Annotated in this window: 16 protein-coding genes and 1 tRNA gene; 13 read left to right on the top strand and 4 right to left on the bottom strand. The window is 62.8% G+C overall.

Annotation, left to right across the window (positions count from 1 at the left end; translation table 11 throughout):
- Positions 1-161: 161 nt before the first annotated feature.
- The 6 genes from AAFG50_RS12090 to AAFG50_RS12065 all read left to right on the top strand — a co-directional run bounded on the left by AAFG50_RS12090 (position 162) and on the right by AAFG50_RS12065 (position 10,562).
- Complete coding sequence (locus tag AAFG50_RS12090) at positions 162-2,621, top strand: arylsulfatase (RefSeq protein WP_039184995.1); 2,460 nt, start codon at positions 162-164, stop codon at positions 2,619-2,621.
- Positions 2,622-2,666: 45 nt separating this feature from the next.
- Positions 2,667-4,172, top strand: coding sequence for a DUF1254 domain-containing protein (locus AAFG50_RS12085; RefSeq protein WP_028175573.1), 1,506 nt, complete (start codon positions 2,667-2,669; stop codon positions 4,170-4,172).
- Between the two features lie 6 nt (positions 4,173-4,178).
- Positions 4,179-4,610: a hypothetical protein gene (locus AAFG50_RS12080; protein ID WP_231166662.1), complete on the top strand. Its 432-nt coding sequence runs from the start codon at positions 4,179-4,181 to the stop codon at positions 4,608-4,610.
- 115 nt (positions 4,611-4,725) lie between these two features.
- A complete protein-coding gene (locus AAFG50_RS12075) occupies positions 4,726-7,404 on the top strand; it encodes an arylsulfatase (RefSeq protein WP_039184991.1) in 2,679 nt (892 codons plus the stop codon).
- A 259-nt stretch (positions 7,405-7,663) separates the two neighbouring features.
- Positions 7,664-8,116 (top strand): DUF2721 domain-containing protein, encoded by a 453-nt coding sequence (locus tag AAFG50_RS12070; RefSeq protein ID WP_049832581.1) that lies wholly within the window; start codon positions 7,664-7,666, stop codon positions 8,114-8,116.
- A 34-nt stretch (positions 8,117-8,150) separates the two neighbouring features.
- Positions 8,151-10,562, top strand: coding sequence for a tetratricopeptide repeat protein (locus tag AAFG50_RS12065; RefSeq protein WP_028175576.1), 2,412 nt, complete (start codon positions 8,151-8,153; stop codon positions 10,560-10,562).
- Between the two features lie 128 nt (positions 10,563-10,690).
- Here AAFG50_RS12065 and AAFG50_RS12060 read toward each other — a convergent pair whose 3' ends face one another.
- From AAFG50_RS12060 to AAFG50_RS12050, 3 genes are all read right to left on the bottom strand, one after another.
- A complete protein-coding gene (locus AAFG50_RS12060) occupies positions 10,691-12,058 on the bottom strand; it encodes a DUF1254 domain-containing protein (RefSeq protein WP_231166722.1) in 1,368 nt (455 codons plus the stop codon).
- A gap of 357 nt (positions 12,059-12,415) precedes the next feature.
- The gene (locus AAFG50_RS12055) at positions 12,416-13,309 is read right to left on the bottom strand and encodes a hypothetical protein (protein ID WP_028175577.1); all 894 of its coding nucleotides are present in this window, start codon (positions 13,307-13,309) and stop codon (positions 12,416-12,418) included.
- A 259-nt stretch (positions 13,310-13,568) separates the two neighbouring features.
- Positions 13,569-13,643, bottom strand: a tRNA-Gln gene (locus AAFG50_RS12050).
- A gap of 264 nt (positions 13,644-13,907) precedes the next feature.
- Between AAFG50_RS12050 and AAFG50_RS12045 the strand changes: the two genes are divergently transcribed.
- Positions 13,908-15,686 (top strand): acyl-CoA dehydrogenase, encoded by a 1,779-nt coding sequence (locus tag AAFG50_RS12045; RefSeq protein ID WP_011085442.1) that lies wholly within the window; start codon positions 13,908-13,910, stop codon positions 15,684-15,686.
- A 182-nt stretch (positions 15,687-15,868) separates the two neighbouring features.
- On the opposite strand, the gene AAFG50_RS12040 is transcribed toward AAFG50_RS12045, so the two are convergent.
- A complete protein-coding gene (locus AAFG50_RS12040) occupies positions 15,869-17,107 on the bottom strand; it encodes an MFS transporter (protein ID WP_028175333.1) in 1,239 nt (412 codons plus the stop codon).
- 304 nt (positions 17,108-17,411) lie between these two features.
- Between AAFG50_RS12040 and AAFG50_RS12035 the strand changes: the two genes are divergently transcribed.
- The 6 genes from AAFG50_RS12035 (at position 17,412) to AAFG50_RS12010 (ending at position 24,630) form a co-directional block, all read left to right on the top strand.
- Positions 17,412-18,170 carry an enoyl-CoA hydratase-related protein gene (locus AAFG50_RS12035; protein ID WP_011085440.1) on the top strand — a complete coding sequence of 253 codons (759 nt, stop codon included), beginning with the start codon at positions 17,412-17,414 and terminating at the stop codon, positions 18,168-18,170.
- Between the two features lie 156 nt (positions 18,171-18,326).
- On the top strand, positions 18,327-19,985 hold the full coding sequence (locus AAFG50_RS12030) for a bifunctional metallophosphatase/5'-nucleotidase (RefSeq protein WP_028175334.1): 1,659 nt from the start codon (positions 18,327-18,329) through the stop codon (positions 19,983-19,985).
- A gap of 134 nt (positions 19,986-20,119) precedes the next feature.
- Entirely contained in the window at positions 20,120-21,049 is a 930-nt protein-coding gene (locus AAFG50_RS12025) for a histone deacetylase family protein (RefSeq protein WP_011085438.1), read from the top strand.
- A 74-nt stretch (positions 21,050-21,123) separates the two neighbouring features.
- Positions 21,124-21,375, top strand: coding sequence for an exodeoxyribonuclease VII small subunit (locus tag AAFG50_RS12020; RefSeq protein ID WP_008132970.1), 252 nt, complete (start codon positions 21,124-21,126; stop codon positions 21,373-21,375).
- Positions 21,376-21,959: 584 nt separating this feature from the next.
- Positions 21,960-23,888 carry a 1-deoxy-D-xylulose-5-phosphate synthase gene (gene dxs, locus AAFG50_RS12015; RefSeq protein ID WP_028175335.1) on the top strand — a complete coding sequence of 643 codons (1,929 nt, stop codon included), beginning with the start codon at positions 21,960-21,962 and terminating at the stop codon, positions 23,886-23,888.
- Between the two features lie 187 nt (positions 23,889-24,075).
- A complete protein-coding gene (locus tag AAFG50_RS12010) occupies positions 24,076-24,630 on the top strand; it encodes a nucleoside 2-deoxyribosyltransferase (RefSeq protein WP_028175336.1) in 555 nt (184 codons plus the stop codon).
- Positions 24,631-24,659 lie beyond the last annotated feature (29 nt).

Genomic DNA, 24,659 nt, shown 5'->3' with positions numbered 1-24,659 from the left:
ATGCAAAAGATGAGCGTGCCCTGCTGGTTAGGATAGCCGGGCGGCCGACGCTGCCCCTCGGCGTCGCCCCCGGTGGGTTGATCTGCATCAACGTCACTCTCTGCATGATCCTGAAGGATGACGACATCCGCGCGTTTGCGCGCCTCTCAGGAGGGCATGCAATGAATTTTCGTGCGATTGTTTCCATACTATTTTTGACATCGGCGATATCCGCCCCTGCATTTGCGCAGCAAGCGCAACCGACCACGCCGCCTCCGGGCTCCCCGGCCGCGACCATCACCATTCCCGGCAACCAGCTCCCGCCTCCCGATCCGAAGTTCGGCGGGGTCATCAAGGACAAGGCATCCGAGTCGACGCCATGGTGGCCGCCGCGCGTCGTGCCGCCCAAGGGCGCGCCGAACGTGCTAGTGATCATGACGGATGACCAGGGTTTTGGCGCACCGAGCACCTTCGGCGGCATCATCCCGACGCCCAGCATGGACCGGATCGCAAAGGCCGGCTTGCGCTACACGAACTTCCATTCGACGTCGCTATGCTCGCCGACCCGCGCAGCGTTGATCACCGGACGCAACCATCACTCGGTCGGCTATGGGGTGGTCGGCGAAATCGCAACGGGTTTCCCGGGTTACGACTCGATCATCCCGATCGAGAAAGGCACGATCGGCACCATTCTGAAGGCGAACGGCTACGCGACTTCGTGGTTCGGCAAGGATCACAACACGCCGTCCTATCAGTCGAGCCAGGCCGGGCCGTTCGACCAATGGCCGAACGGAATGGGCTTCGATTATTTCTACGGCTTCGTCGGCGGCGATGCGAGCCAGTGGCAGCCGAATCTCTTCCGCAACACGACGGCGATCTATCCCTTCCAGGGTAATCCCGGCTGGAATCTGGAGACTGCGATGGCCGACGAGGCCATTCAGCACATGAAGCAGCTCAAGGAGGTCGCGCCGGACAAGCCGTTCTTCATCTATTACGTCCCGGGCGCCACACATGCGCCGCATCACCCCACGCCCGAGTGGGTCAAGAAGATCAGCGACATGCACCTGTTCGACGAGGGCTGGAACAAGGTGCGCGAGAAGATCTTCGCCAACCAGAAGCGGCTCGGCATCATGCCCGAGAACGCCAAGCTCACCCCGTGGCCGAAGGACCTGCCGGAGTGGGACTCGCTGAGCTGGGACGAAAAGAAGCTCTTCATCAAGCAGGCGGATGTTTATGGCGCCTATCTCGCCTACGCCGACCATGAGATCGGACGGGTCATCCAGGCGGTCGAGGACTTAGGAGAGCTAAACAACACCCTGATCATCTACATCGGCGGCGACAACGGTGCGAGCGCCGAAGGCATGCTCAACGGCACACCGAACGAGTTCACCACCTTCAATGGCGTTCCCGTGCCGGTGAAGGATCAGTTGCTCTGGTATCCGTTCTGGGGATCGGAGCGGACATTCCCGCATTTCGCGGCCGGCTGGGCGTGGACGATGGATACACCCTTCAAGTGGGTGAAGCAGGTGCCATCACACTTCGGCGGGACGGCCCAGGGCGTGGTCATGTCCTGGCCGGGCCACATCACGGATGTCGGCGGCATCCGCCGCCAGTTCCACCACGTGATTGACATCGTGCCGACCATTCTCGAAGCGACCGGCATTTCGCAACCCGACACGATCAACGGGATCAAGCAGATTCCCATCGAAGGCGTCGGCATGACGTACACGTGGGACAAGGCGAACGCCAACACAGCGTCGCGCCACACCACGCAATATTTCGAGATGCTCGGCAATCGCGCCATCTATCAGGACGGGTGGGTGGCGGCCACGACGCCTGCGACGCTCCCCTGGGAGCTGAGCACCAAGACGCCGCCGGACGTGATCACCGGCTACAACTGGGAGCTCTACAACGTTCAGGAAGATCCCACGCAGTTCAACGATCTCGCTGCCAAGATGCCTGACAAGCTCAAGCAGATGCAGGATCTCTTCTACGCCGAGGCGAAGAAGTACAACGTGCTGCCGCTCGACAACTCGACGCTGGCGCGCTGGAACACGCCGCGCCCGAGTCTCACGGCCGGACGAACGGTCTTCACGTATTCGGGCGAACTGATCGGCACGCCCGCCAGTGCGGCGCCCGACATCCTGAACAAGAGCTACAGCATCACCGCTGAAGTGGACATTCCCGAAGGCGGAGCTGAGGGGATGATCGTCACCCATGGCGGCCGCTTCGGAGGCTACGGCCTGTTCCTGAGCAAAGGCGAGTTTGGCGTCGGCCGAGGCAAGGTGGTGTTCCTCTATAACCTGCTCGACCTCAAGCGCACGACGTGGGAGGGGCCCGAGCTAGGCGCCGGCAAGCACACCATCGCCTTCGACTTCAAGCCCGATGAACCGGGCCTGGGCAAAGGTGGCACGGGCGTGCTCTCGGTGGACGGCAAGGAAGTAGCCAGGAATTCCCTGGAGCACACCATACCTGTCACGTTCCCCGAGGATGAGACCTTCGATGTCGGCCGGGACACCCGCACGGGAGTGGCCCTCGTGGAGTATCGCTACGACACTCCGTTCAAGTTCACCGGCAAGATCAACAAACTGACCTTCAAGCTCGAACCTGAGCCGAAGTCACAGACGACAGGCAAGAACTAGCACTGCATTGAACCCGCGATTGAACTCAAGGCAGAGGAGATCGCCATGAACATCGCCAATCAGTGGATGAATTCGTTCAGGATCCACCGCCGTGATCTGGGTCTGGGCGCTCTGGCGCTGGGCGCGGCCGCCACGCTGCCAGGATCGAGCACCGCGCAGACTCGAGCGGAAGAACTAGGCCAATTTCTGAAGGGAGAGCTGGGAGACCTTAAGGACCTGAAAGATGATGTGAAAGAGGAGATCGCATACCTGCTTGGTATGGAGTGTTACGTCTATGGCTTCCCGCTGGTCATGATGGACGTGACAAATGGCGTGATCACGGCGACATCAAAGTCGGGAGAATACAAGGCACCCATCAACCAATTCGGTCGGATGAAGGGCTACGTCAGCCCGGATTTCAAGGATGTCGTGCGGATCAGCGTCAACTCGGTGTGGTCGTTCGCCGTTCTTGATCTCGACAAGGAGCCGCTTGTTGCCTCGCACCCCGACACGAAGGGGCGTTACATCGTCCTGCAGTTGATGAATATGTGGACCGACGATTTTGGCTCGATCGGCAGCCGCACCACCGGCACGGGCGCAGGCAAGTTCCTCGTCGCCGGGCCCAAGTGGAACGGCATCGCGCCGTCGGACGTCAAGGACATCTACCGATGCCCGACGCGCTTTGCATGGTTGCTCGTGCAGATGTCGGCCGCGGGCCCGCATGACTTTTCGGAAATCCATGCCCTGCAGGATCAGCTCCTAATCACGCCGCTCAGCGCATGGGGCAAGCCGTATATGCCGCCCAGCGACGTTCCGATCGATCCTGCCGTGGACCTCACCACAACTCCGTACGATCAGGTGCGATTGATGACGGGGGAGATGTTTTTCAAGCGTCTGGCGATGCTGTTGAAAGACAACCCGCCCTATCCGGCCGACACCAAGATGCTCGAGAAACTCAAGAAGCTCGGCATCGAACCTGGCAAGGAGTTCGACACCAGCAAGCTGGATCGCGCCATCATCAAGGGCCTGAACGGCGCACCGGGCGAGGTATGGCTGAAGTTTCAGGAGGGACCTTACGAAACGCCGTCTGTGAACGGCTGGATCAACATGCTGAATATCGGGAGATATGGCACCGACTACAACACCCGCGCCCTGATCGCCTGGCTCGGACTTGGTGCGTTGACCTCCGATGATGCCGTGTATCCCAGTGCATTCGTGGACGGCGATGGCAATGTTCTGGATGGTGCCGCCAGGCACGTTCTGCATTTCGGCAAGGATGACTTTCCGCCCTCGGCCAGCGGCGTCTGGTCCGTCTCGCCCTATCGCGAGAATTTTTACGTACGGAACTCAATTGACCGCTACGGGATTCTTTCCGGAATGCCACTCAAGTACAACGCGGACGGCTCGCTGGATATCTACATCCAGGCCACGACGCCCGGTGCCGACAAGGAAGCAAACTGGCTGCCCTGTCCGCCGAGTCTTCCGTTCAACTTGACCATCCGCGCGTACCAGCCGAGCAAGCCGTTGCTCGATGGCACCTACAAGATTCCACCAGTCAGACGCGTGGGATGAGTTCGGGTGTCAGCAGAGATCGGTATGTTGAAAGGCGTGGAGATCGCAAGATGGACCGTTCTCGCCGCGGCCATCGAGGCCGCGGCGACCGGTCTCGTCCTGTTCGCTCGACCGTCATGGTTCGCCCGGCTGGTATTCGGCAGTGAATTTTCGGATGCCGGCAGCGCGCTCGGCCGGCTGACGTCTATCGCTCTGCTCGGACTGACACTCGCCACCTGGCCTTCTGGCGCGGTGGGCCCACTGCCATCATCCGTTCGCGCGCTGATGACCTACAACGTCCTGGCAGCAATCTACCTCCTTTACCTCGCGATCGGCCACCAGTTAACTGGTATCCTCTTATGGCCGGCGATCGCGCTCCACGCGATCCTTGTGATCTTCCTCGGTCACGCCTGGTTAGCCAAGAGAGATCGCGAGAGCGCAGAAGACTTCTCGATATAGCGGCTGAAGCCGATCTTGAGGATGCCGTGGATTGATCTGCATCAACGTCGCTCTCTGCATGATCCTGAAGAATGACAGCATCCGCGCGTTTGAGCGCCTCTCAGGAGGGCTTGCAATGAATTTTCGTGCGATTGCTTCCGTACTATTTTTGGCATCGGCGATATCCCCGGCGTTTGCACAGCAAGCGCAACCAACCACGCCACCTCCGGGCTCCCCGGCTGCGACCATCACCATTCCCGGCGACCAGCTTCCACCGCCGCCGCAGAAGTTTGGGGGCAAGATCGAACAGGGGGCAACGAATTCGAAGCCGTACTGGCCGGCGCGTATCGTGCCACCCAAGAACGCACCGAACGTCCTTTTGATCATTACAGATGATGCCGGGTATGGCGTACCGAGCACGTTCGGCGGGGTCATCCCGACTCCGGCGCTCGACCGCATCGCCGCGAACGGTCTGCGCTATACCAATTTCCATTCGACCGCACTGTGCTCGCCAACCCGCGCCGCGCTGATCACCGGGCGCAATCATCATTCGGCCGGCTTCGGGGTGGTCGCAGAGCAAGCCACAGGCTTTCCCGGATATGACAGCATCATCACCAAAGATAAGGCCACGATCGGCCGCATCCTCACCGACAACGGCTACCACACCGCGTGGTTCGGCAAGAACCATAACACACCGGAATATCAGGCGAGCCAGGCCGGACCGTTCGATCAATGGCCGACCGGCATGGGCTTTGAGTATTTCTACGGATTCATGGGCGGCGACACGAGCCAGTGGCAGTCGGGCACGCTGGTCCGCAACACCACGCCGATCTATCCCTTTGTCGACAAGCCGGGCTGGAATCTGATGACGGCGATGGCGGACGAAGCCATCGACTACATGAACCGGATGAACGCGCTATCGCCCGATCAGCCGTTCCTCATCAAATTTGCGCCGGGCGCGACCCACGCGCCGCATCACCCGACCAAGGAATGGGTCGACAAGATCAGCGCCATGCATCTGTTCGACGATGGCTGGAACAAGCTGCGAGAGACCATCTTCGCCAACCAGAAGAAGCTCGGCGTGATCCCGCAGAACGCCAAGCTGACTCCGTGGCCGAAGGATCTGATCAAGGAATGGGATCAACTTGGCGCCGACGAAAAGAAGCTATTCGTCCGCCAGGCCGATGTGTTCGCCGCCTATGCCGCCTACGCCGACAACGAGATCGGTCGCGTGATCCAGGCAGTCGAGGACATGGGCAAGCTCGACAACACGTTGATCATATACATCGAGGGCGACAATGGCACCAGCGCCGAGGGTCAGCCCAACGGCACTCCGAACGAAATGGCGATGTTCAATGGCGCCAATCCATCGGTCGAGGACCAGCTAAAGTATTTCTACGACGTCTGGGGCACCGACCGCACCTACAACCACATGTCGATTGGCTGGGCCTGGGCATTCGATACGCCATTCTCCTGGACCAAGCAGATCGTGTCGCACTTCGGCGGGACCCGCCAGGGCATGGCGATCTCATGGCCGAAGGTGATCACGGATAAGGGCGGGATTCGTAACCAGTTCCACCACGTCATCGACATTGTTCCGACCATTCTCGAAGCGGCGAAGATCAAGCAGCCCGACATGGTGGATGGCATCAAGCAGAGCCCGATCGAAGGTGTCAGCATGATGTACACCTTCGACAAGAACAACGCGAATGCGCCCACGACGCACAAGACGCAGTATTTCGAGATGATGGCAGATCGAGCCATCTACGACGACGGCTGGATCGCCAGCACCACGGTGATACGGCCGCCCTGGGTGACAGTCGCGAAGACCGTCGATCCGGCCAACTTCCAATGGGAGCTTTACGACCTGCGCAATGACTGGACCCAGTCCGATGATCTCGCCGCAAAGAACCCGGCGAAGCTCAAGGAACTGCAGGAATTGTTCATCAAGGAGGCAACGAAGTATCAGGTGTTCCCGCTCGATTCGACGCTGGTCGCCAGAGCCCTCGCGCCGCGGCCGAGCCTGAGCGCAGGCCGCTCGCAGTTCGTCTGGACAAGGCCGATCACCGGCACTCCGAACGGCGACGCGCCGAGCGTCCTCAATACATCCTACAACTTCAAGGTCGAGATCGAGATACCTCAGGGCGGCAGCGACGGCATGCTGATCACCCAAGGCGGCCGGTTCGCGGGTTACGGCTTCTACGTGTTGAAGAACAAGCCGGTGTTCACCTGGAATTTGGTCGATCTCAAGCGCGTGCGCTGGGAAGGACCGGACCTCACGCCCGGCAAGCACATACTTGAATTCGATTTCAGGTATGATGGACTCGGTCCGGCGACGATGGCGTTCGGCGATTACAGCGGCGTCGGCAAGGGCGGCACCGGGGTGCTGAAGGTTGACGGCACCGAGGTCGCAACCCAAAAGATGGAGCATACGCTTCCCTTCATCCTGCAGTTCGACGAATCGCTCGACATCGGTTCCGATACCGGCACGCCGGTCGACGATAACGACTACAGCACGCCGTTCACCTTCACCGGCAAGCTGAACAAGATCACGCTGAACATCGACCGGCCAAAGCTGTCGCCCGAAGACATCAAGCGCCTGCAGGCTGCGGCGCGGGCCGCCGGAGACGGTCCGTCCGCCGATGCCGAGACGGCCCCGACCGGTGGCACCGCGCCACAGGTTTCGGGCGACATCGGACTCAATTTGGCTCAGAAGGTCGAGCTGCGCATCGACAAACTGGAAGGCTGCCGCAAGCAGGCGAAAGGCCTTGGGCTTGTGGAACGCGTGCAGTTCGTCCGGAAGTGCATGGAGTGATGGCTGCTGTCCAGCGTATGGCAGGGCGGCACCGACGTGTCGAAGCTCGACGGCGCTCCCGAACCGGGAGCGATTGCCCTTCGTCGCCGCGATTTCATCGCAACCGCAGTAGGTGCCGCGCTGCCTGCCCGCCAAACCTGTCCTTCAATCTCAGCGTTCGGATCTGCCAGACCAAGACTGCGCTGAAGGACGACACGCTCAATATCTCGTCCATCCGGCGCATTCGCGACACCTGAGGAAGCTGGAGAATCGAGCGAAGATGGAGAACGTGGTTCAGTTAATACCGGTAACGCCTTCGATCGACCAGCTGGCACGGATCATCGGCAACGTGGCGGCTCCGGCTTTCCTGCTGGGAGCCGTCGCGTCCTTCATCTCGGTCCTCGTTTCCCGTATCAACCGGGTGGTCGACCGGGCCCAATTTCTTCACGGCATCACCGATGGTGATGCCTCAAAGGCTTACCTCAAGACGGATATTCCCCGGCTGCGGCACCGGGCGTCGCTCTTGAACAGGTCGCTGTTCTGCTCCATCCTCTCTGCGATCCTCACCGCCCTCATCATCATCGTTGCCTTCATCAGTGCGCTGTTCAACGTGGCCCACGAATATGGCGTTGCGATGCTGTTCATGGCCGCGCTCCTGATGTTCTGCGCCTCGCTCATCGACCTCGCTCGCGAAACCCGAATTGCCCTTCACGACAACGACCTTCGCATGTAAATCTTCCTGCGCAGCACGCGATGGGTGATCGGACGTGACGAAGGGTTCTCGAAAGAGCCGCAGGCGTCAGCAGGCCCCCACGAAGGCCCGGCCTGAACAAGGCCGTTCGGCTCCTGCTCAACGCCCCGCGCCGACATTCCGCCTGCGAACTGCCGCGCTGCTGGCAATCGGGTCGGGTGCGCTGTTTTTTCTGCTCGCAAGCGGGCTTTCCTGGTTCAAGACGTCCGAAATCTCGTCTCCGCCGACCCGCGAGGCAGAACTGAGCTTTGTCGGCAGTCAGGCGTGCAGCGGCTGCCACCAGGCGGAGACGCGGCTGTGGCAAAGCTCGCAACATCGCCACGCCATGGATCACGCGACCGACACGTCGGTCCGCGGCGACTTCAACGACGCCGCGTTCGAATATGCCGGCACACGCTCGCGCTTCTTCCGCAAGGACCGGAAATTTCTGATCGAGACAGACGGGCCGGACGGCAAGCTTGCGACGTTCGAGGTGAAATACGCCTTCGGGGTCGATCCCCTGCAGCAATATCTGATCGAATTCCCCGATGGGCGCATCCAGGCTCTGTCGATTGCATGGGACACGCGCCCCAAAGATCAGGGCGGGCAGCGCTGGTTCCATCTCTATCCGGATGCTGCCGTCACCAGCAGCGATCCCCTGCACTGGACCAGGCTCAATCAGAACTGGAATTTCATGTGCGCCGAGTGCCACTCGACGAACGTGCACAAGAATTACGACGCCGCGAAGGACCGGTTCGCGACCAGCTTCTCCGAGATCAGCGTCGGCTGCGAGGCCTGTCATGGCGCAGGCTCGCGACATGTTGCATGGGCGCACCAGAAGCCTGCAGCGCGCAGCCCGGACAAGGGCCTGCTTGTCCGGTTCGACGAACGCTCGGGCATCACCTGGTCAGCCGATGCCGAAACCATGACTCCGAAGCGCAGCGCGCCTCCGGCAACGCTGCGCAAGGAAGTCGAGGCCTGCGGGCGCTGCCACGCGCGACGCGGACAGTTCTCCGAAGACTGGATGCCGGGCAAGTCCCTGTCGGAAACCCATCGGGTGTCGCTGCTCGACCGGCAACGCTTCCATGCCGACGGCCAGATGCGCGACGACGAGGAGACCTACAACTACGCCTCGTTCAAGCAGAGCAAGATGTTCGCCAAGGGCGTCACCTGCAGCGACTGCCATGATCCGCACAGTGCGGCACTCAAAGCACCCGGCGATGGCGTCTGTGCGCAATGCCATGCGCCGGCCAAGTATGAAGCTGCCGCCCACCGGCAGCATGCCAATGTATCGCCGCCGCCAGGTTGCGCCTCCTGCCACATGCCGGAACGTCGCTACATGGTTGTCGATCGCCGCCACGACCACGGCTTCCGCATCCCCCGCCCCGACTTGTCGGTGCGGCTTGGCACACCGAATGCCTGCAACGACTGCCATCGCGACAAGCCCGCCGCATGGGCGGCGCAACAGGTCGAAACCTGGTTCGGTCCGCAGCGCCTGGGTTTTCAGGCCTATGCGCGGGCATTTCATGCGGCATGGAGCGAAGCGGCCGACGCGCAGGCTCTCCTTTCGGCCGTTGTCGCGAATGACGCTCCCGGGATAGTCCGCGCCAGCGCGCTGGCCGAGTTGCCCGCTCCCGACGCCGATCTGATCCGTCGCGCTCTCTCCGATCCCGATCCACTCGTGAGATTGGGCGCGCTCGATGCGCTGGAGGGCATTCCGGCCGACCAGCTCTGGACGCTCGCATCTGCGCAATTGACCGATCCGGTGCGCGGCGTGCGCATCCGCGCCGCCGAGCTTCTTGCCTCCGTTCCGCCATCGCGCCAGCCGGCCGCCGATCGCAACAAGTTCACGCAAGCCGCTGCCGAATTCGTGGCGGCGCAGAAATTGAATGCGGATCGTCCGGACGCCCGGGCTGCGCTCGGCAACTTCCTTGCAAGACAGGCCGGTGCCGCCGAAGCCGAGGCCGAATATCGGGCGGCCCTCAGGCTTGATCCATCGTTCCCGCCTGCCGCCATCAATCTTTCCGATCTCTACCGGCAGCTTGGGCGCGACAGCGATGGCGAACGCATTCTTCGCGAGACCCTGACCAAGTCCGGGCAAAATGCCTCACTTCACCACGCGCTCGGCCTCGTGCTCGTGCGGGAAAAGCGCGCCGATGAGGCGCTCGGTGAATTGCGTCAAGCAGCGGAGCTGGACCCCGGTCAACCGCGCTATGCTTACGTCTATGCCGTGGGGCTACACTCCTCTGGCCGCCGCGATGACGCCCTTGCCGTTCTACGGACCAGCTTGCAAGTGCATCCCAACGATCGTGAATCAGTTTCTGCGGCCCTCGCGCTGAGCCGCGAAAAAGGGGATTCCGCATCTGCCTTGGGCTACGCTGAGCAACTCTCACGCTTGATGCCCGGCAATCGCGAGATTGAAGATCTGATCAAGCAGCTCAAGCAATAGAGGCTGGCGATGAGGATCAGCGGCTCGGCTAAGCCGTGCACTCATAACCAGGGCGTTTTCGACGTCGCCGGAAGTCGCGGAAGGGCCCAATAACAGACGTTGCAATGCCTCGGCGGCAGGAACGAAAACTAAACTGCTCGCTGCATCGGCGGCTGTTTCCACTTCCCTTCGAGCGCCTCAGCTTTCGGCCAGTAGAGACGCATAACGACAAAGAAGCCACCCTTGGGTGCGGGCAGCCAGTTGGGTTGCCTGTCTGCTGCCGGAGCCTCGTTTTGGATGTAGAAGGTAATTCCGCCGTCCGCATCGCGCTTGAACTGTGACAGCATCGGCGAGTTGAGCAAGTAGCGGTTAATTGGATTGGCCGAGAGCAGGCTCGACGGCAGTTCGTACATCGTAAGTGACCAGAAGGCATTTACCGGCGGCAACTGGCCCGGTGCAAAGCGCACGGTGTAACGGTTTGCCCCATCGAATTTCTGACCGTCCGCATCTACGAGATACAGCGGATACATCGCTTCTTGCTTGGAGTTACCGTAAATGCCCACCACGGCAGCCGCCATGCGGTAAAGGTAGTTGTTCTTCAAATATGCTCGGCTGCCGAAGGTGTCGGCGCTGGTTACTTCCCCAGCATCCATTCGCTTTTGCAGTTGGGCCAATGCCTGCCAAGCATCAGCCATACCCTGCTCAATGGCAGTTTTCAGTTCAGGCGTGAGATTGCTTGCGTTGAAGTTCTTGCCAGCCTCAACGCCAATCTTGGCGAACCGCGCCATCAGTTCCTTCTCGGAGGGGTTCGTGGGGCAGAACTGTAGGAGGAAGTTGACGATGTTGAAAAACTCAAGCGAGGTCTTTTCGGTGTCGGACGTAAGCGGTTTGATGAAATCGATCGCGGAGGCGGCCTTCGGCGCCGGCGCGCCAAGGAAAGCCGAAAGCGTCTGCACCTTGTAGCCGGCCTGCACCTTCTTCACGTTGTCGATGTCGCCAGGGTTGAAAAGTTGCGTGCGGTACGCAGCCAGCGCAAATTCGGTCTCGGCGCGTAAAACCTTCGTCACCCCCTTCGGGGTTGAGCCTTGCCAATTAGGTCCGGCGATGAGGAAGCTACCGCCATTGTTGCCGGTGCTACGACTCCCGATGTAGTCGAAGTTGAAAGTATAGGCGTCAATGAGCTGAATGCTGAAATACCGTTCCTCTTCGATCACCGGAACGGTGAGCACGATGGGTTCGGCCCGCAAGTCCATGCCGAGGAAAGAGTAGGGTGTGTCCGAGTTGGGCGTTTGCACCGCCTTGTCTTCCGGGGTGAAGACACGAGAGAAGTTACGGAGCTCGTTCCATGGCGCTTTATATTCGGGGTTCTTGGCATCCACGAAATAGGCATGCTGGATGCGATAGCTATCCACCATTGGGTAGCCGTAGACATAGGCTTCCTTGGCAATTGCGCGGGCTTCGGTGGGACTAACCGCGGCTTGTGCGCGCGCAAGCGCGGAACGGAAAGACGGGAGCAGAGCAATTCCGCAGGCAAAAGTTCTGGTGTTATGGATTTCATAATCGCAACCTTCCTGACAGACCGACCGCTAGGTTGGCAGGATATGTTGTGGAAGAGCACGACATTTTGATGCAGGTCAACGATCGCACCAGAACAATGTCCGCGCCCTTGCCGTTCTAAGTACCAACTTGCAAGCGCATCCGGATGATCGAGACACCCTATCTGCGGCACTCGCGCTGAGCCGCGAAAAAGGTGATTCCGCCTCTGCCTTGGGCTATGCCGAGCAACTCTCGCGCTTGATCCCAGGCAATCGCGAGATTGAAGATCTCATCAAGCAGCTCAAGCAATAGCCGACTAGCGAGACTCTGCCGCTCGGCTAGTTGCGCACCGCGTATAGTGGCGTCCTGAGCGTGAGCTGGTACGCCGGTTTCGGCAGCCACATGATCTCGGCGGTCAAGCCAAACAGTCGGTTGTCATTGTCGTCCATGCGGTCCAGATCGAGTCGCACGATGGGCTGGGTGAACGACTGGATCGGCGCGAGGTTCAGAAGCTGGGCGCCTTCGAACGACTGTACCCCGACGCGCCCCGTAAACTTCCAGTTATTCGGCCATTGATAATAGCCGCCGACATAACCGATCGTATTTGGATTAACTCTCACCGCTGCGCTGCCCACATCAACGCGTGTGTGCTGGATGCCTACGAGAAAGCCGCGAGTCTCGTCCTTGTCCAGAGCATAATCGAACTCGAGAATGTTGTTGAAAGACGTTGCGGTCAGTGAGCCGTTTGGAACGGATTGGGTGATCGTGGATTGCAGCGTCACGGTCGGGAAATTCCCGCCATTCTGCTGGTAGATGTCGGCCTGGAAACCGATATTCCAACTGGTGATGTCAAACGAAGACCATCCGCTGCCCGCAAACTGCGTGGAACTGCCGGACACGCCGGCGTAGAGCGAGACGCGATCGGTGACATCGATCGTAAACGGAAGATCGACGTTGAGTGATTTTGCTGCCGGCAATCCGGTCGACAATGCAGCGCCGTTCGATCCGGCGAGCGTTGGCACCGCATTGAAGAAGGAGGGATGACCAAAGCCAAACGCCAAGGATCCCTGTGGGATTTGCGCGTAATAGGTTCTGAGATCGAGGTACATCGTCGGCACGGCCGGCTTCTTGTCGCCGTCGCTGTCGTCATCGGCCTCAGCGGCCAACGCGCTTGCCGCCGGACAGATCAGGGCGAGCCCGAGAGCGGCCTTCAGAACGGACCGAAACCTCATCAACCGCTCCGAGTTCGACGCAAACCTTGCTTACCCGCAAGGCCCGCCAGATGCTGCAACATATCGTGCCACGAATTGCGTCGCTCTGTCTGCAACCTTCGGATCGCGATTTTCCCCTTAGACATACACCGCGTCCCGGCGAAAGGTGTGGAAAGCCATCTCGAACGACACCCCGTGCAGCAGCAATGTGTCGCAGAGCCGTGCAGCAGTTCCCCGGCCAGGCCGGCCTCGTGCGCGATTTCAGGCTGGTCGGAAGCGCTGGCTGGGGCGGGAGGGATCGAACCTCCGAATGGCGGAATCAAAATCCGCTGCCTTACCGCTTGGCTACGCCCCAACAGGCGACCCGGGGTCGGCGGAAGAACTGGCTACCGCAGATTCCCTTCGGTCGCAGCCGGTCTATAGGGTGCGGCGCGGCATTTCAACCGCCTGAAGGCGCAAAATACCACAGCTTCCGGGACCGGCCGCGCCACACTCTATTATACGCCCGGGACGAAGGCCCGTTCCGGGCCGGAGCCGTCCGGCGGCCGGCGTCCGGGCAGTTGAGACCTCCGGCGTTTCATGGGAAGACGGCGCCAACATCTGTCCACGGGAGTGAGCCATGACCTACCGCGCGCCAATCTCTGACATGCTGCTGTCGCTCAATCATGGCGCCGGCCTGAAGGCCGCCGTGGAAGCCGGCCATTACGGCGATTTCGACGCCGACATCGTGGCCGCCGTGCTGGAGGAAGCCGGCAAGTTCGCCACCGACGTGCTGGCGCCGCTCAACCGTGTCGGCGACGAGCACGGCATCAAGCTCGACGCCGGGAAAGTCACGACTGCGCCGGGCTGGCCCGATGCCTATAAGCGCTGGACCGAGGGCGGCTGGAACGCGGTGTCCGGGCCTGAAGCGTTCGGAGGCCAGGGCCTGCCCGTTGCGATCAACGCCGCCTGCACCGAGATCTGGAGCGCCTCCAACGTCGCCTTCGGCCTGTGCCCGCTGCTGACGGCCTCGGCGATCGAGGCGCTGGATGCGCATGGCAGCGACGAGCTGAAGGCGATCTACCTCGAGAAGCTCGTCTCGGGCGAATGGACCGGCACCATGCAGCTCACCGAGCCGCAGGCCGGCTCCGACGTCGGCGCGCTGCGCACCCGCGCCGAAAAGCAGGCCGACGGCACCTATCGCATCAAGGGGACGAAGATCTTCATCACCTATGGCGAGCACGACATGACCGACAACATCGTGCATTTCGTGCTGGCGCGTCTGCCGGACGCGCCCGCCGGCACCAAGGGGATTTCTCTCTTTCTTGTTCCCAAGTTCATGGTCAATGCCGACGGCTCGCTCGGCGCACGCAACGACATTTTTGCGAGCGGCGTGGAGCACAAGCTCGGCATGCATGCTTCGCCGACCTGCACCATGACCATGGGCGACCATGGCGGCGCCATTGGTTTCCTGATCGGCGAAGAGAACCAGGGCATGCGCTGCATGTTCACGATGATGAACCAGGCCCGCCTCGGCGTCGGCCTCGAAGGCGTCGGCGTTGCCGATCGCGCCTATCAGCAGGCATTGTCCTATGCGCAGGAGCGCAAGCAGGGCCGCGCCGTCGGCAAGAAGGGCGACGGTTCGGACGCGATCTTCGTTCACCCCGACGTCAAGCGCATGCTGATGCGGATGCGGGCGCAGACCGCGGCGGCGCGCACCATCTGCTACGCGACCGCCGTCGCAATCGACGTTTCGACCCGCGCCAGGGATCCAAAGGTCCGCGCTGACGCGGCCGCGCGCGCGGCGCTGCTGACGCCGATGGCCAAGGGCTATTCCACCGATATCGGCAACGAGGTCGCCTATCTCGGCGTGCAGGTGCATGGCGGCATGGGCTTCATCGAGGAGACCGGCGCCGCGCAGTACTATCGCGACGCCCGCATCACCGCGATCTACGAGGGCACCAACGGCATCCAGGCGATCGACCTCGTCACGCGCAAGCTCGCGGCCAATGGCGGCGCCGCGGTGTGGGCGCTGCTCGACGAGCTCTCGGCCGTCGTCAAGCAGGTCGAAGCCTCCAACGACCCCGCTTTCGGCACCACGGGCGCAAAGCTGCGCGAAGCGCTGGACGCGCTGACGCGCACCAGCAAGTGGCTGCTGGAGCGCGTCACGTCCGCGCCGAACGAGGCGCTTGCCGGCGCAACGCCGTATCTGCAGCAGTTCGGCGCCACGCTCGGCGGCTGCATGCTGGCGTCCGAGGCGCTCGCCGCGAAGAGCGACGGCCTTGCCGATGCACAGCGCTACGTCTCGCTCGCCCGCTTCTTCGCCGAGAACATCACGGTGCAGGCGGCGGGGCTGGAGCGCACCGTGACGGAAAGCGCGGAGTCGGTCGCGGCGGCGGATGCGGTGTTGCTGGGGTAAGGTCTACCCTCCTCCCCGCTGTCATTCCCCGCGAAGGCGGGGAATCCAGTACGCCGCGGCCTCTCGGTAAACTACGGATGTCTCGGAGTACTGGATCGCCAGATCAAGTCGGGCGATGACACCGAATGTTGGGGACGCAGTTGGCCCACAGTCGGTCATCCTGGAGCTTCGCTCCATCCAGGCTATGGAGCTGCGAGCTTCGCCCGCCTCCCCGGTCGCCACAGCACGATGCTCGCGGCGATGAGATCCAACGCGACGCACATCGCAAACGCCGTCGTGTAGTTGCCGGTCAGGCTGCGGACCAGGCCGACGATGCCCGGGCCGAAGGCGCTGACGACGCCGCTGATCGACGTGCCCAAGCCCATCGCGGCGGCAAAGGCGGCAGAGCCGATCTCGCGCTGGATGATCAAAGGTGGGAACGTGATCATGTTGCCGATCGAGAAGCCATAGACGGCACAGCACACCAGCAGCGCCGTCGGGCTCGTGCTCTGCAGGAGCACGAACAGCGCCGCCGCCTGGCTCGTCATCGACGCCGCGCATGCGAGCCGCGGATCGAGCCGGTCGACGAACAGGCCGAGCGACAGGCGCCCGACCACCGCCATCGCGGCCATGATGGTCACGGCAAGGCCGGCGCTGGCGCGCCCGATCAGCGGTTCGAGGAATGTCACCTGGTGGACGATGAAGCCCATCTGCGCCAGCAGCGCGATCGCGATCGGCAGCACCATGGTCCAGAACGCCGCGTTGGCGAGCAGCGCCTTGCGGGAATAGGCCGGCGCGGGCGTGCCGCCACCGGCGGGGCGTTCGCCCGATGCCAGCGGCAGCCCGGCCGGCCAGCCGATGAAGCCGACGACCACCGGCAGCACCAGCAGCACCATCACCGTCGTGGCCGCCAGCATCGCCGAGCGGAAGCCGATGCTGGCGGTCAGCGACAGCAACAGCGGAACGAGGACGATGCCGCCGCAGGTCGCGCCGTTGAAGGCGAGGCTGAGCGCGAGGCCGCGGCGACGATCGAACCAGGAGTTCAGCACCGTCGCGATCACCACGGTGCCCATGCCGGTCCAGCCGACCGCCATCAGCGCATAGGCAAGATAGAGCTGCCAGGGCGTCTGCATCAGCGCCAGCAGAACGGTCGATGCGCCGAGCGCCGAGAGGCCGCACAGGATCAGCGAACGCAGCCCGATACGGGCGAGCAGATCGTCGGTGAAGATGACGAGGACGGAGGTCAGCAGAAACGAGAAGGTGCTGGCCGCGGAGACCAGCGTGCCCGGCCAGCCATGGGCGCGCTGAAGCTCGGCGAGATAGACGCCCTGGCCGTAGAGGCCGAAGCCGAACATGAAGAAGGCCATCAGGAAACAGGCCAGCACAACGCGCCAGCCGCGATAATGCAGCGAGGATTCGTCGACACTCGTCGCGGCAATCATCAATCGAGCAATCGGCCAAATGGAACGGCACGATCGTGCACCACAACCACCGGTTTTTCAAATGAAACATTGTAGCCATTTGTTGCAATGCGCAATGGTCCATAAGCGATGCGCCGGTGCGATCCAGCCGATCATGGTTCCCTGGACGGAATACCGCCGCGACGGGCGGCGCCATGCGCCGGGATCAAGGGAATCGTCGTCGAAAAGGCCGAGCGGGCGGATTGGCACGTCTGCAAGATGATGTAGGCTGATGCTTGCGAGACTCGCCGGCGGCAAGCCGTCGCGGCGACCGCAGGGGGTCATCATGCCGAATGGCAATATCATCGTCGCCGAAGAGCGTGGAACGCGCGTGATCACCCTGCGCCGCCCGGGCAAGAAGAACGCGATCACGCAGGACATGTATCGGGAGATGAGCCGCGCGATCGACACCGCGCAGAACAACCCCGATATCCGCTGCATGATCATCACCGGCGGCTCCGGCGTGTTCACGGCCGGCGACGACATCGACGATTTTCTCAAGGCCGACACGGCACGCCCGGAGACGCTTTCGGACGGCGCCAAGTTTCTCTATTCGCTCGCCCTCAACGTCAAGCCGATCATCGCGGCCGTGGACGGCGCCTCGATCGGCATGGGCACCGTGATGCTGTTCCATTGCGACTACGTGCTCGCTTCGAACGCGGCGACCTTCTCCGCGCCCTATATCCATCTCGGGCTGGTGCCGGTCGGCGCCGCCAGCCTCTTGATGCCGAACACGATGGGTTACCAGCGCGCCTTCGCGATGCTGGTGATGGGACGAACCTTCACCGCCGCGGAGGCGCACGCCGCCGGCTTCGTCAACACCGTGGTCTCGCCGGGGCACACCGAGGTCGAGGCGCGCAAGGTGGCGCGCGATATCTGCCGGCTGCCCGCCGAGGCTGTCGCGACCTCGCGCAAGCTGCTGCGTGCCCCGCCGGAGCAACTCACCCGCCGCATCGACCAGGAGGCCCATCTGTTCGGCGAGCGCTTGAAGTCGGACGATGCCATCGCTGCGTTCAACGCGTTTGCGAGCAGGAAAAAGCGGTAGATCCCGTCATTCCGGGGCGCCACGAAGTGGCGAGCCCGGAATCCATTGGGCCGCAGAGTTGGTAGATGAATGGATTCCGGGCTCGCGCTACGCGCGCCCCGGAATGACAGCGAGAACCTTCGTGAAATCTTCGCGCGCAACGACTAATCTTATTCCATGCGACATCTTCTCCGCCTGACCATTTTCGCCCTTGCGCTCGCCGCCCTGCCCGCCTCTGCCCAGACCGCCGCGCCGGTCGAGCTGCGCATCCTTGCGATCAACGATTTCCACGGCAATCTGCGGCCGCCGCCCGGCGGCATCCGCATCAACGATCCCGAGGACGGAGCCAAGAAGGTCATGGTGGCGGCCGGCGGCGCCGAGTACATGGCGACGCTGGTGAAGCAATTGCGCGACGGGCACAAGAACACGATCTTCGTGGCCGCCGGCGACCTGATCGGTGCGAGCCCGTTCCTATCGGCGATGTTCCACGACGAGCCTTCGGTCGAAGCGCTCTCGATGATGGGGCTCGCGATCACCTCGGTCGGCAATCACGAGTTCGACGAGGGCAAGGTCGAGCTGCTCAGGATGCAGAACGGCGGCTGCCATCCGGTCGACGGCTGCCAGGGACCGCATCCCTTCACGGGCGCCAAATTTCACTATCTCGCCGCCTCCACCGTGGAGACGGCGACCGGTCAAAGCGTGCTGCCGCCGTATGAGATCCGTGAGTTCGACGGCATTCCCGTCGCCTTCATCGGGCTGACCTTGAAAGGCACCGCCGGCATCGTGTCGCCCTCGGGCATTGCCGGCCTCGAATTCCGTGACGAGGCCGAAACGGTGAATGCGCTGGTGCCGCAACTGAAGGCGCGCGGGGTGGAAGCGATCGTCGTGCTGATCCACGAAGGCGGCGAGCCTGCCGGCGACTACAATGAATGCCCGGGCATTTCGGGGCCGATCGTCGAGATCGTGAAAAAATTCGATCGCGCCGTCGACGTCGTCGTCAGCGGCCACACCCATCGCGCCTATGTCTGCAATATCGACGGGCGGCTGGTGACGAGCGGCGACAAGTACGGCACGCTGGTCACGGCGATCGATCTCAAGCTCGATCCGGCAACGCGCGACATCGTCGCCGCCAAGGCCGAGAACGTCATCGTCGCCAATGCCTCGCTGGCGAAGGACGCGGAGCAGACCGCGCTGATCGAGGCCTATGACAAGCTCGCCGCGCCGATCGCCAATCGCCCGGCCGGATCGGTGACGCAGACGCTGTCGCGCATTCCGAACGAAGCCGGTGAAAGCCCGCTCGGCGACGTCATCGCGGACGCGCAGCTCGCCGCGACCAAGGAGGCCATGAATGGCAGCGCTGTCATCGCGCTCACCAATCCCGGCGGCATCCGCACCGATATCGTTCCGAAGGAGAACGGCGCGGTGTCCTTCGGCGAGCTGTTCGCGAGCCAGCCGTTCCGCAACCGCCTCGTCACCATGACGCTGACAGGCAGCCAGCTCAAGGAGATGCTGGAGCAGCAATGGCTCGATCCGAAGCGGCCGCGAATCCTCCAGGTGTCGAACGGGTTCAGCTACGCCTGGGATGCGTCGAAGCCGTTCGGCGAACGCGTGATGGCCGAGAGGATGACGCTCAACGGCAGGCCGATGGAGCCCGGAAGCGGCTACCGCGTCACCCTCAACGATTACCTCGCCGTCGGCGGCGACGGCTTCACGGTCGCCAGACAGGGCACGGCGCCGCAATATGGCGGCTACGACGCCGACGCGTTGTTCGCGTTTTTCCAGGCGCACGGGCCGATCGGCCCGTTGCCGCTGAGTCGCATCCTGCGCGTGAATTGATCCGGATCAAACGGGCCGGAACGGGACAACCGTTTGCCATTCCCGGTGGAGCGCATAGATTGCGTTTTGCATTGCGTTTTGGCGCCGGATGCGCCAAGCGACGTCAAGAGCCCGTTCCCAGTGAGCCCGACCTGATGAGCACGCTTCTCCTCTCCCACAAGGCCTGCCTCGACCACGTCACGCCGCCGGGACATCCCGAAAGGCCGGACCGCTTGCGCGCCGTGGAGGAAGCGCTGTCGCACGAGCGCTTCCAGTTCCTGGTCCGCGACCAGGCGCCGGAGGGCGATCTCGATCTCGTCACGCTCTGCCACAACGAGCACTACGTCACCGAGCTGCGCCACATCGCGCCGTCCAGCGGGCTCGTCTATATCGACGGCGACACCTCGATGTCGCCGGGCACCTGGGAAGCGGTGATGCGCGGCGTCGGCGGCGCGGTCGCGGCGACCGAAGCGGTGATGGCGGGCGAGCACCGCAACGCCTTCGTCGCGGTGCGCCCGCCCGGCCATCACGCCGAGATCGGCAAGCCGATGGGCTTCTGCTTCTTCGACAATGTTGCGATCGCCGCGCGTCACGCGCAGCGCAAATACGGCATCACGCGCGCGGCCATCGTCGATTTCGACGTGCATCACGGCAACGGCACGCAGGACATCTTCTGGTCGGACCCCACGGTGATGTACTGCTCGACGCACCAGATGCCGCTGTTTCCGGGCACCGGCGCGAAGGGCGAACGCGGCGACCACGACACCATCGTCAACGCGCCGCTGGCGTCCGAGGACGGTGGCCCGGAATTCCGCAGCGCTTTCGAGAACCTGATTCTGCCGCAGCTCGAAAAATTCAGCCCCGAGCTCCTCATCATCTCTGCGGGCTTCGATGCACATTATCGCGATCCGCTGGCCTCGCTGAATCTGCGCGCGGAGGATTATGCCTGGGTGACGCGCAAGCTGATGGACCTTGCCGACAGGACCGCCGGGGGCCGCGTTGTTTCGGTGCTCGAGGGTGGCTATGACCTGCAAGGACTGAAAGAATCTGTTACGGCGCATGTCGGCGCCCTGATGGGCGCCTGACGACGCCCGCCACATTAAGCCCGCAAAACCCGCCTTCACTGCGAGGCAAGCGAATCGGGCAATCGGAAACGGATATGGCCGAAAATACCCAAGTCGACGTCTCCAGGCTCACCTTCGAGCGCGCGATCGAGGAACTCGAGACGATCGTGAAGCGGCTCGAGGACGGCAAGGTGCCGCTCGAGGAATCCGTGACGATCTACGAGCGCGGCGAAGCGCTGAAGCGCCGTTGCGAGGAACTGCTGCGCCAGGCCGAAGCCCGCGTCGACAAGATCACCACCGATGCGAGCGGCCAGGCCACCGGCACCGCACCGCTCGACGTCCAGTAAGGGACCCCGACCAAGCCTCTTTCGGCATCGGACGCCTGCAATTTTTTCATGATCGCACGCAGCTGTGTGTGCTCATGGGGCGGGCGGCCGGGCACCGAGATCGAAGAGTTCCCCGCCGGGGCCATTCGGCCCCGCGAATCGAGCGGAAAATAGCCCTCCTCTCGCCGAAAATCCTGCCGGGGAGCCGGGCAAGGCAGGAACCCCGCCGCGGGCGCCGCAGTTAACCACTCTGGCCCGGGGGTTGCAGGCGTATGCCCGTAATCGCCCCAGCGGGTTGGCTTTGGCCCAAGCTTTGGTGTAAAGCTGCGCGGAGTGTGGCTTTTTGTTAGCCTTGCGTAGGCATCGATTACCGACGACAAGTGCTTCAAATTGCTAATGAAATTGGCTGGGACGGACGAAGCCGATCTAAGTGACAGGGATCACAGAGACTGAACCGGAGCGCACTTAAGCTCACCTAAGCTTGAAGACGGGGCCTTGCCCCATGCAGGTGGCTCCGACGGTTTAAGGACTCGCGCTGCGCCGATATTGTGCAAACCCATCGCGCACCGGAACGACCTTCCGGCGCTGACAAATTGGAAATCGCCGTGAACGCATACAGTAAGACGCCGCTTCTCGACACCATCCGGACGCCGGACGACCTGCGCAAGCTCAAGATCGAGCAGGTTCGCCAGGTCGCCGACGAGCTGCGGCAGGAGACCATCGATGCCGTCTCGGTAACCGGCGGTCACTTCGGCGCGGGTCTCGGCGTGGTCGAGCTCACCACCGCGATCCATTACGTCTTCGACACGCCGCGCGACCGGCTGATCTGGGACGTCGGCCACCAGGCCTATCCGCACAAGATCCTCACCGGTCGGCGCGACCGCATCCGCACCCTGCGCACCGGCGGCGGCCTGTCCGGCTTCACCAAGCGCAGCGAGAGCGACTACGATCCGTTCGGCGCGGCACATTCCTCGACCTCGATCTCCGCCGGCCTCGGCATGGCCGTGGCACGCGACCTCTCCGGCGGCAAGAACAACGTTATCGCCGTCATCGGTGACGGGGCGATGTCGGCGGGCATGGCCTATGAGGCCATGAACAATGCCGGTGCGATGAACTCGCGCCTGATCGTCATCCTCAACGACAACGACATGTCGATCGCGCCGCCAGTCGGCGCCATGAGCGCCTATCTGTCGCGCCTGTATTCCGGCAAGACCTATCGCACGCTGCGCGAGGCGGCCAAGCAGATCAACAAGCGCCTGCCCAAGATCATCGCCAACCGCGCCAACCGCGTCGAGGAATATTCGCGCGGCTTCATGATGGACGGCGGCACGCTGTTCGAGGAGCTCGGCTTCTATTACGTCGGCCCGATCGACGGCCATAACCTCGACCACCTCCTGCCCGTGCTGAAGAACGTCCGCGACATGGAGGAAGGCCCGATCCTGGTCCACGTCGTGACGCAGAAGGGCAAGGGTTACGGCCCGGCGGAAGCTTCCGCCGACAAGTACCATGCCGTCGTCAAGTTCGACGTCGCGACCGGCACGCAAGCCAAGGCCAAGCCGAACGCGCCCGCCTACCAGAACGTGTTCGGCCAGAGCCTCGTCAAGGAAGCGCAGAAGGACGAGAAGATCGTCGCCATCACCGCGGCGATGCCGTCCGGCACCGGCGTCGACATCTTCAACAAGGCCTTCCCGGACCGCACCTTCGACGTCGGCATCGCCGAGCAGCACGCGGTGACCTTTGCCGCGGGTCTGGCGAGCGAAGGCTACAAGCCGTTCTGCGCGATCTACTCGACCTTCCTGCAACGCGGCTACGACCAGATCGTGCATGACGTCGCGATCCAGAACCTGCCCGTCCGCTTCGCCATCGACCGCGCCGGCCTCGTCGGCGCCGACGGCGCGACGCATGCCGGCTCGTTCGACAACGCCTATCTCGGCTGCCTGCCGAACATGGTGATCATGGCGGCGGCCGACGAGGCCGAGCTCGTGCACATGGTGGCAACCCAGGTCGCGATCGACGACCGTCCGAGCTCGTTGCGCTATCCGCGCGGCGAAGGCCGCGGCATCGAGATGCCCGAGGTCGGCATTCCGCTCGAGATCGGCAAGGGCCGCATGATCCGCCAGGGCAGCAAGATCGCCCTGCTCTCGTTCGGCACCCGCCTCGCCGAATGCGAGAAGGCAGCCGACGAGCTCGCCGCGCACGGCCTTTCGACCACCATTGCGGATGCGCGCTTCATGAAGCCGCTGGACACCGAGCTGGTGCTCAAGCTCGCCCGCGACCACGAGATCCTGATCACGATCGAGGAAGGCTCGGTCGGCGGCTTCGGCTCGCACGTCGCGCAGTTCCTGACAGACCAGGGCGCGCTCGACAGCGGCATGGTCAAGTTCCGCACGATGGTGCTGCCGGACGTGTTCCAGGACCACGACACGCCGGCCGCGATGTACGCCCGTGCCGGTCTCGACGCCAAGGGCATCGTCGCCAAGGTGTTCGAGGCGCTCGGCAAGGACGTGAAGACCGAGACGGTCAAGCTGGCTTGATTGGTTTCACCTCTCCCGCTTGCGGGAGAGGTCGGATCGCGAAAGCGATCCGGGTGAGGGCTTATTCCTCCAGGGGGCTCTCGATTGTCGAGACACCCTCTCCCCAACCCTCCCCCGCAGGCGGGGGAGGGAGCGCAGTTTTCGCCGCGGTTTGCAGCTCGCCTGATTTCTTCTGAAGCAGTCCCCCATGAAAATCTATCTGGCAGGCCCCGACGTGTTCCTGCCGGATGCGGTCGAGATCGGCCGGCGCAAGGCCGAGATCTGCGAGCGCTTCGGGCTCACCGGCCTTTATCCTCTCGACAACGAGATCGACCTCACCGCCCCCGACGCCTCGCGGCAGATCTTTTGCGGCAACGAGGCGATGATGGATGCGGCCGACGCCATCATCGCCAACCTGACGCCGTTCCGCGGTGCCGGCGCCGATCCCGGGACCGTCTACGAGCTTGGCTACATGGCCGGGCGCCGTAAATTGTGTCTCGCCTATTCCAACGATGGCGCCACCTATGCCGACCGCGTCGGCCGTTTCGTGGACGTCACGTCCGAGGACGGGCGGCTGGTCGATGCGCAGGGCCTGACGGTCGAGGATTTTGGCCTCGTCGACAACCTCATGATGATCCATGCGCTGGAACTGCACGGCTGCCCGCTGGTGACGCCGGCCACGATGCCGATCGACGTCTGGCACGATCTCGCCGCGTTCGAGGCTTGCGTCCGGATGGCGGCCGCGCGATTGATTGCACCATAAGCGCATCAATCGTCCCAAGAATCGTCTCA

The organism is Bradyrhizobium sp. B039, assembly GCF_038965675.1.
Classification (GTDB): domain Bacteria; phylum Pseudomonadota; class Alphaproteobacteria; order Rhizobiales; family Xanthobacteraceae; genus Bradyrhizobium; species Bradyrhizobium diazoefficiens.
Note: the sequence above shows the minus strand (reverse complement) of the source record. Positions and strands in the feature narration are given on the sequence as shown.

Bases quoted from the DNA above. Each gene is read 5' to 3' on its own strand.
- AAFG50_RS12090 (WP_039184995.1), top strand. From the start codon at position 162: ATGAATTTTCGTGCGATTGTTTCCATACTATTTTTGACATCGGCGATA.
- AAFG50_RS12085 (WP_028175573.1), top strand. From the start codon at position 2,667: ATGAACATCGCCAATCAGTGGATGAATTCGTTCAGGATCCACCGCCGT.
- AAFG50_RS12075 (WP_039184991.1), top strand. From the start codon at position 4,726: ATGAATTTTCGTGCGATTGCTTCCGTACTATTTTTGGCATCGGCGATA.
- AAFG50_RS12070 (WP_049832581.1), top strand. From the start codon at position 7,664: ATGGAGAACGTGGTTCAGTTAATACCGGTAACGCCTTCGATCGACCAG.
- AAFG50_RS12055 (WP_028175577.1), bottom strand. From the start codon at position 13,309: ATGAGGTTTCGGTCCGTTCTGAAGGCCGCTCTCGGGCTCGCCCTGATC.
- AAFG50_RS12045 (WP_011085442.1), top strand. From the start codon at position 13,908: ATGACCTACCGCGCGCCAATCTCTGACATGCTGCTGTCGCTCAATCAT.
- AAFG50_RS12040 (WP_028175333.1), bottom strand. From the start codon at position 17,107: ATGATTGCCGCGACGAGTGTCGACGAATCCTCGCTGCATTATCGCGGC.
- AAFG50_RS12035 (WP_011085440.1), top strand. From the start codon at position 17,412: ATGCCGAATGGCAATATCATCGTCGCCGAAGAGCGTGGAACGCGCGTG.
- AAFG50_RS12030 (WP_028175334.1), top strand. From the start codon at position 18,327: ATGCGACATCTTCTCCGCCTGACCATTTTCGCCCTTGCGCTCGCCGCC.
- AAFG50_RS12025 (WP_011085438.1), top strand. From the start codon at position 20,120: ATGAGCACGCTTCTCCTCTCCCACAAGGCCTGCCTCGACCACGTCACG.
- AAFG50_RS12020 (WP_008132970.1), top strand. From the start codon at position 21,124: ATGGCCGAAAATACCCAAGTCGACGTCTCCAGGCTCACCTTCGAGCGC.
- AAFG50_RS12010 (WP_028175336.1), top strand. From the start codon at position 24,076: ATGAAAATCTATCTGGCAGGCCCCGACGTGTTCCTGCCGGATGCGGTC.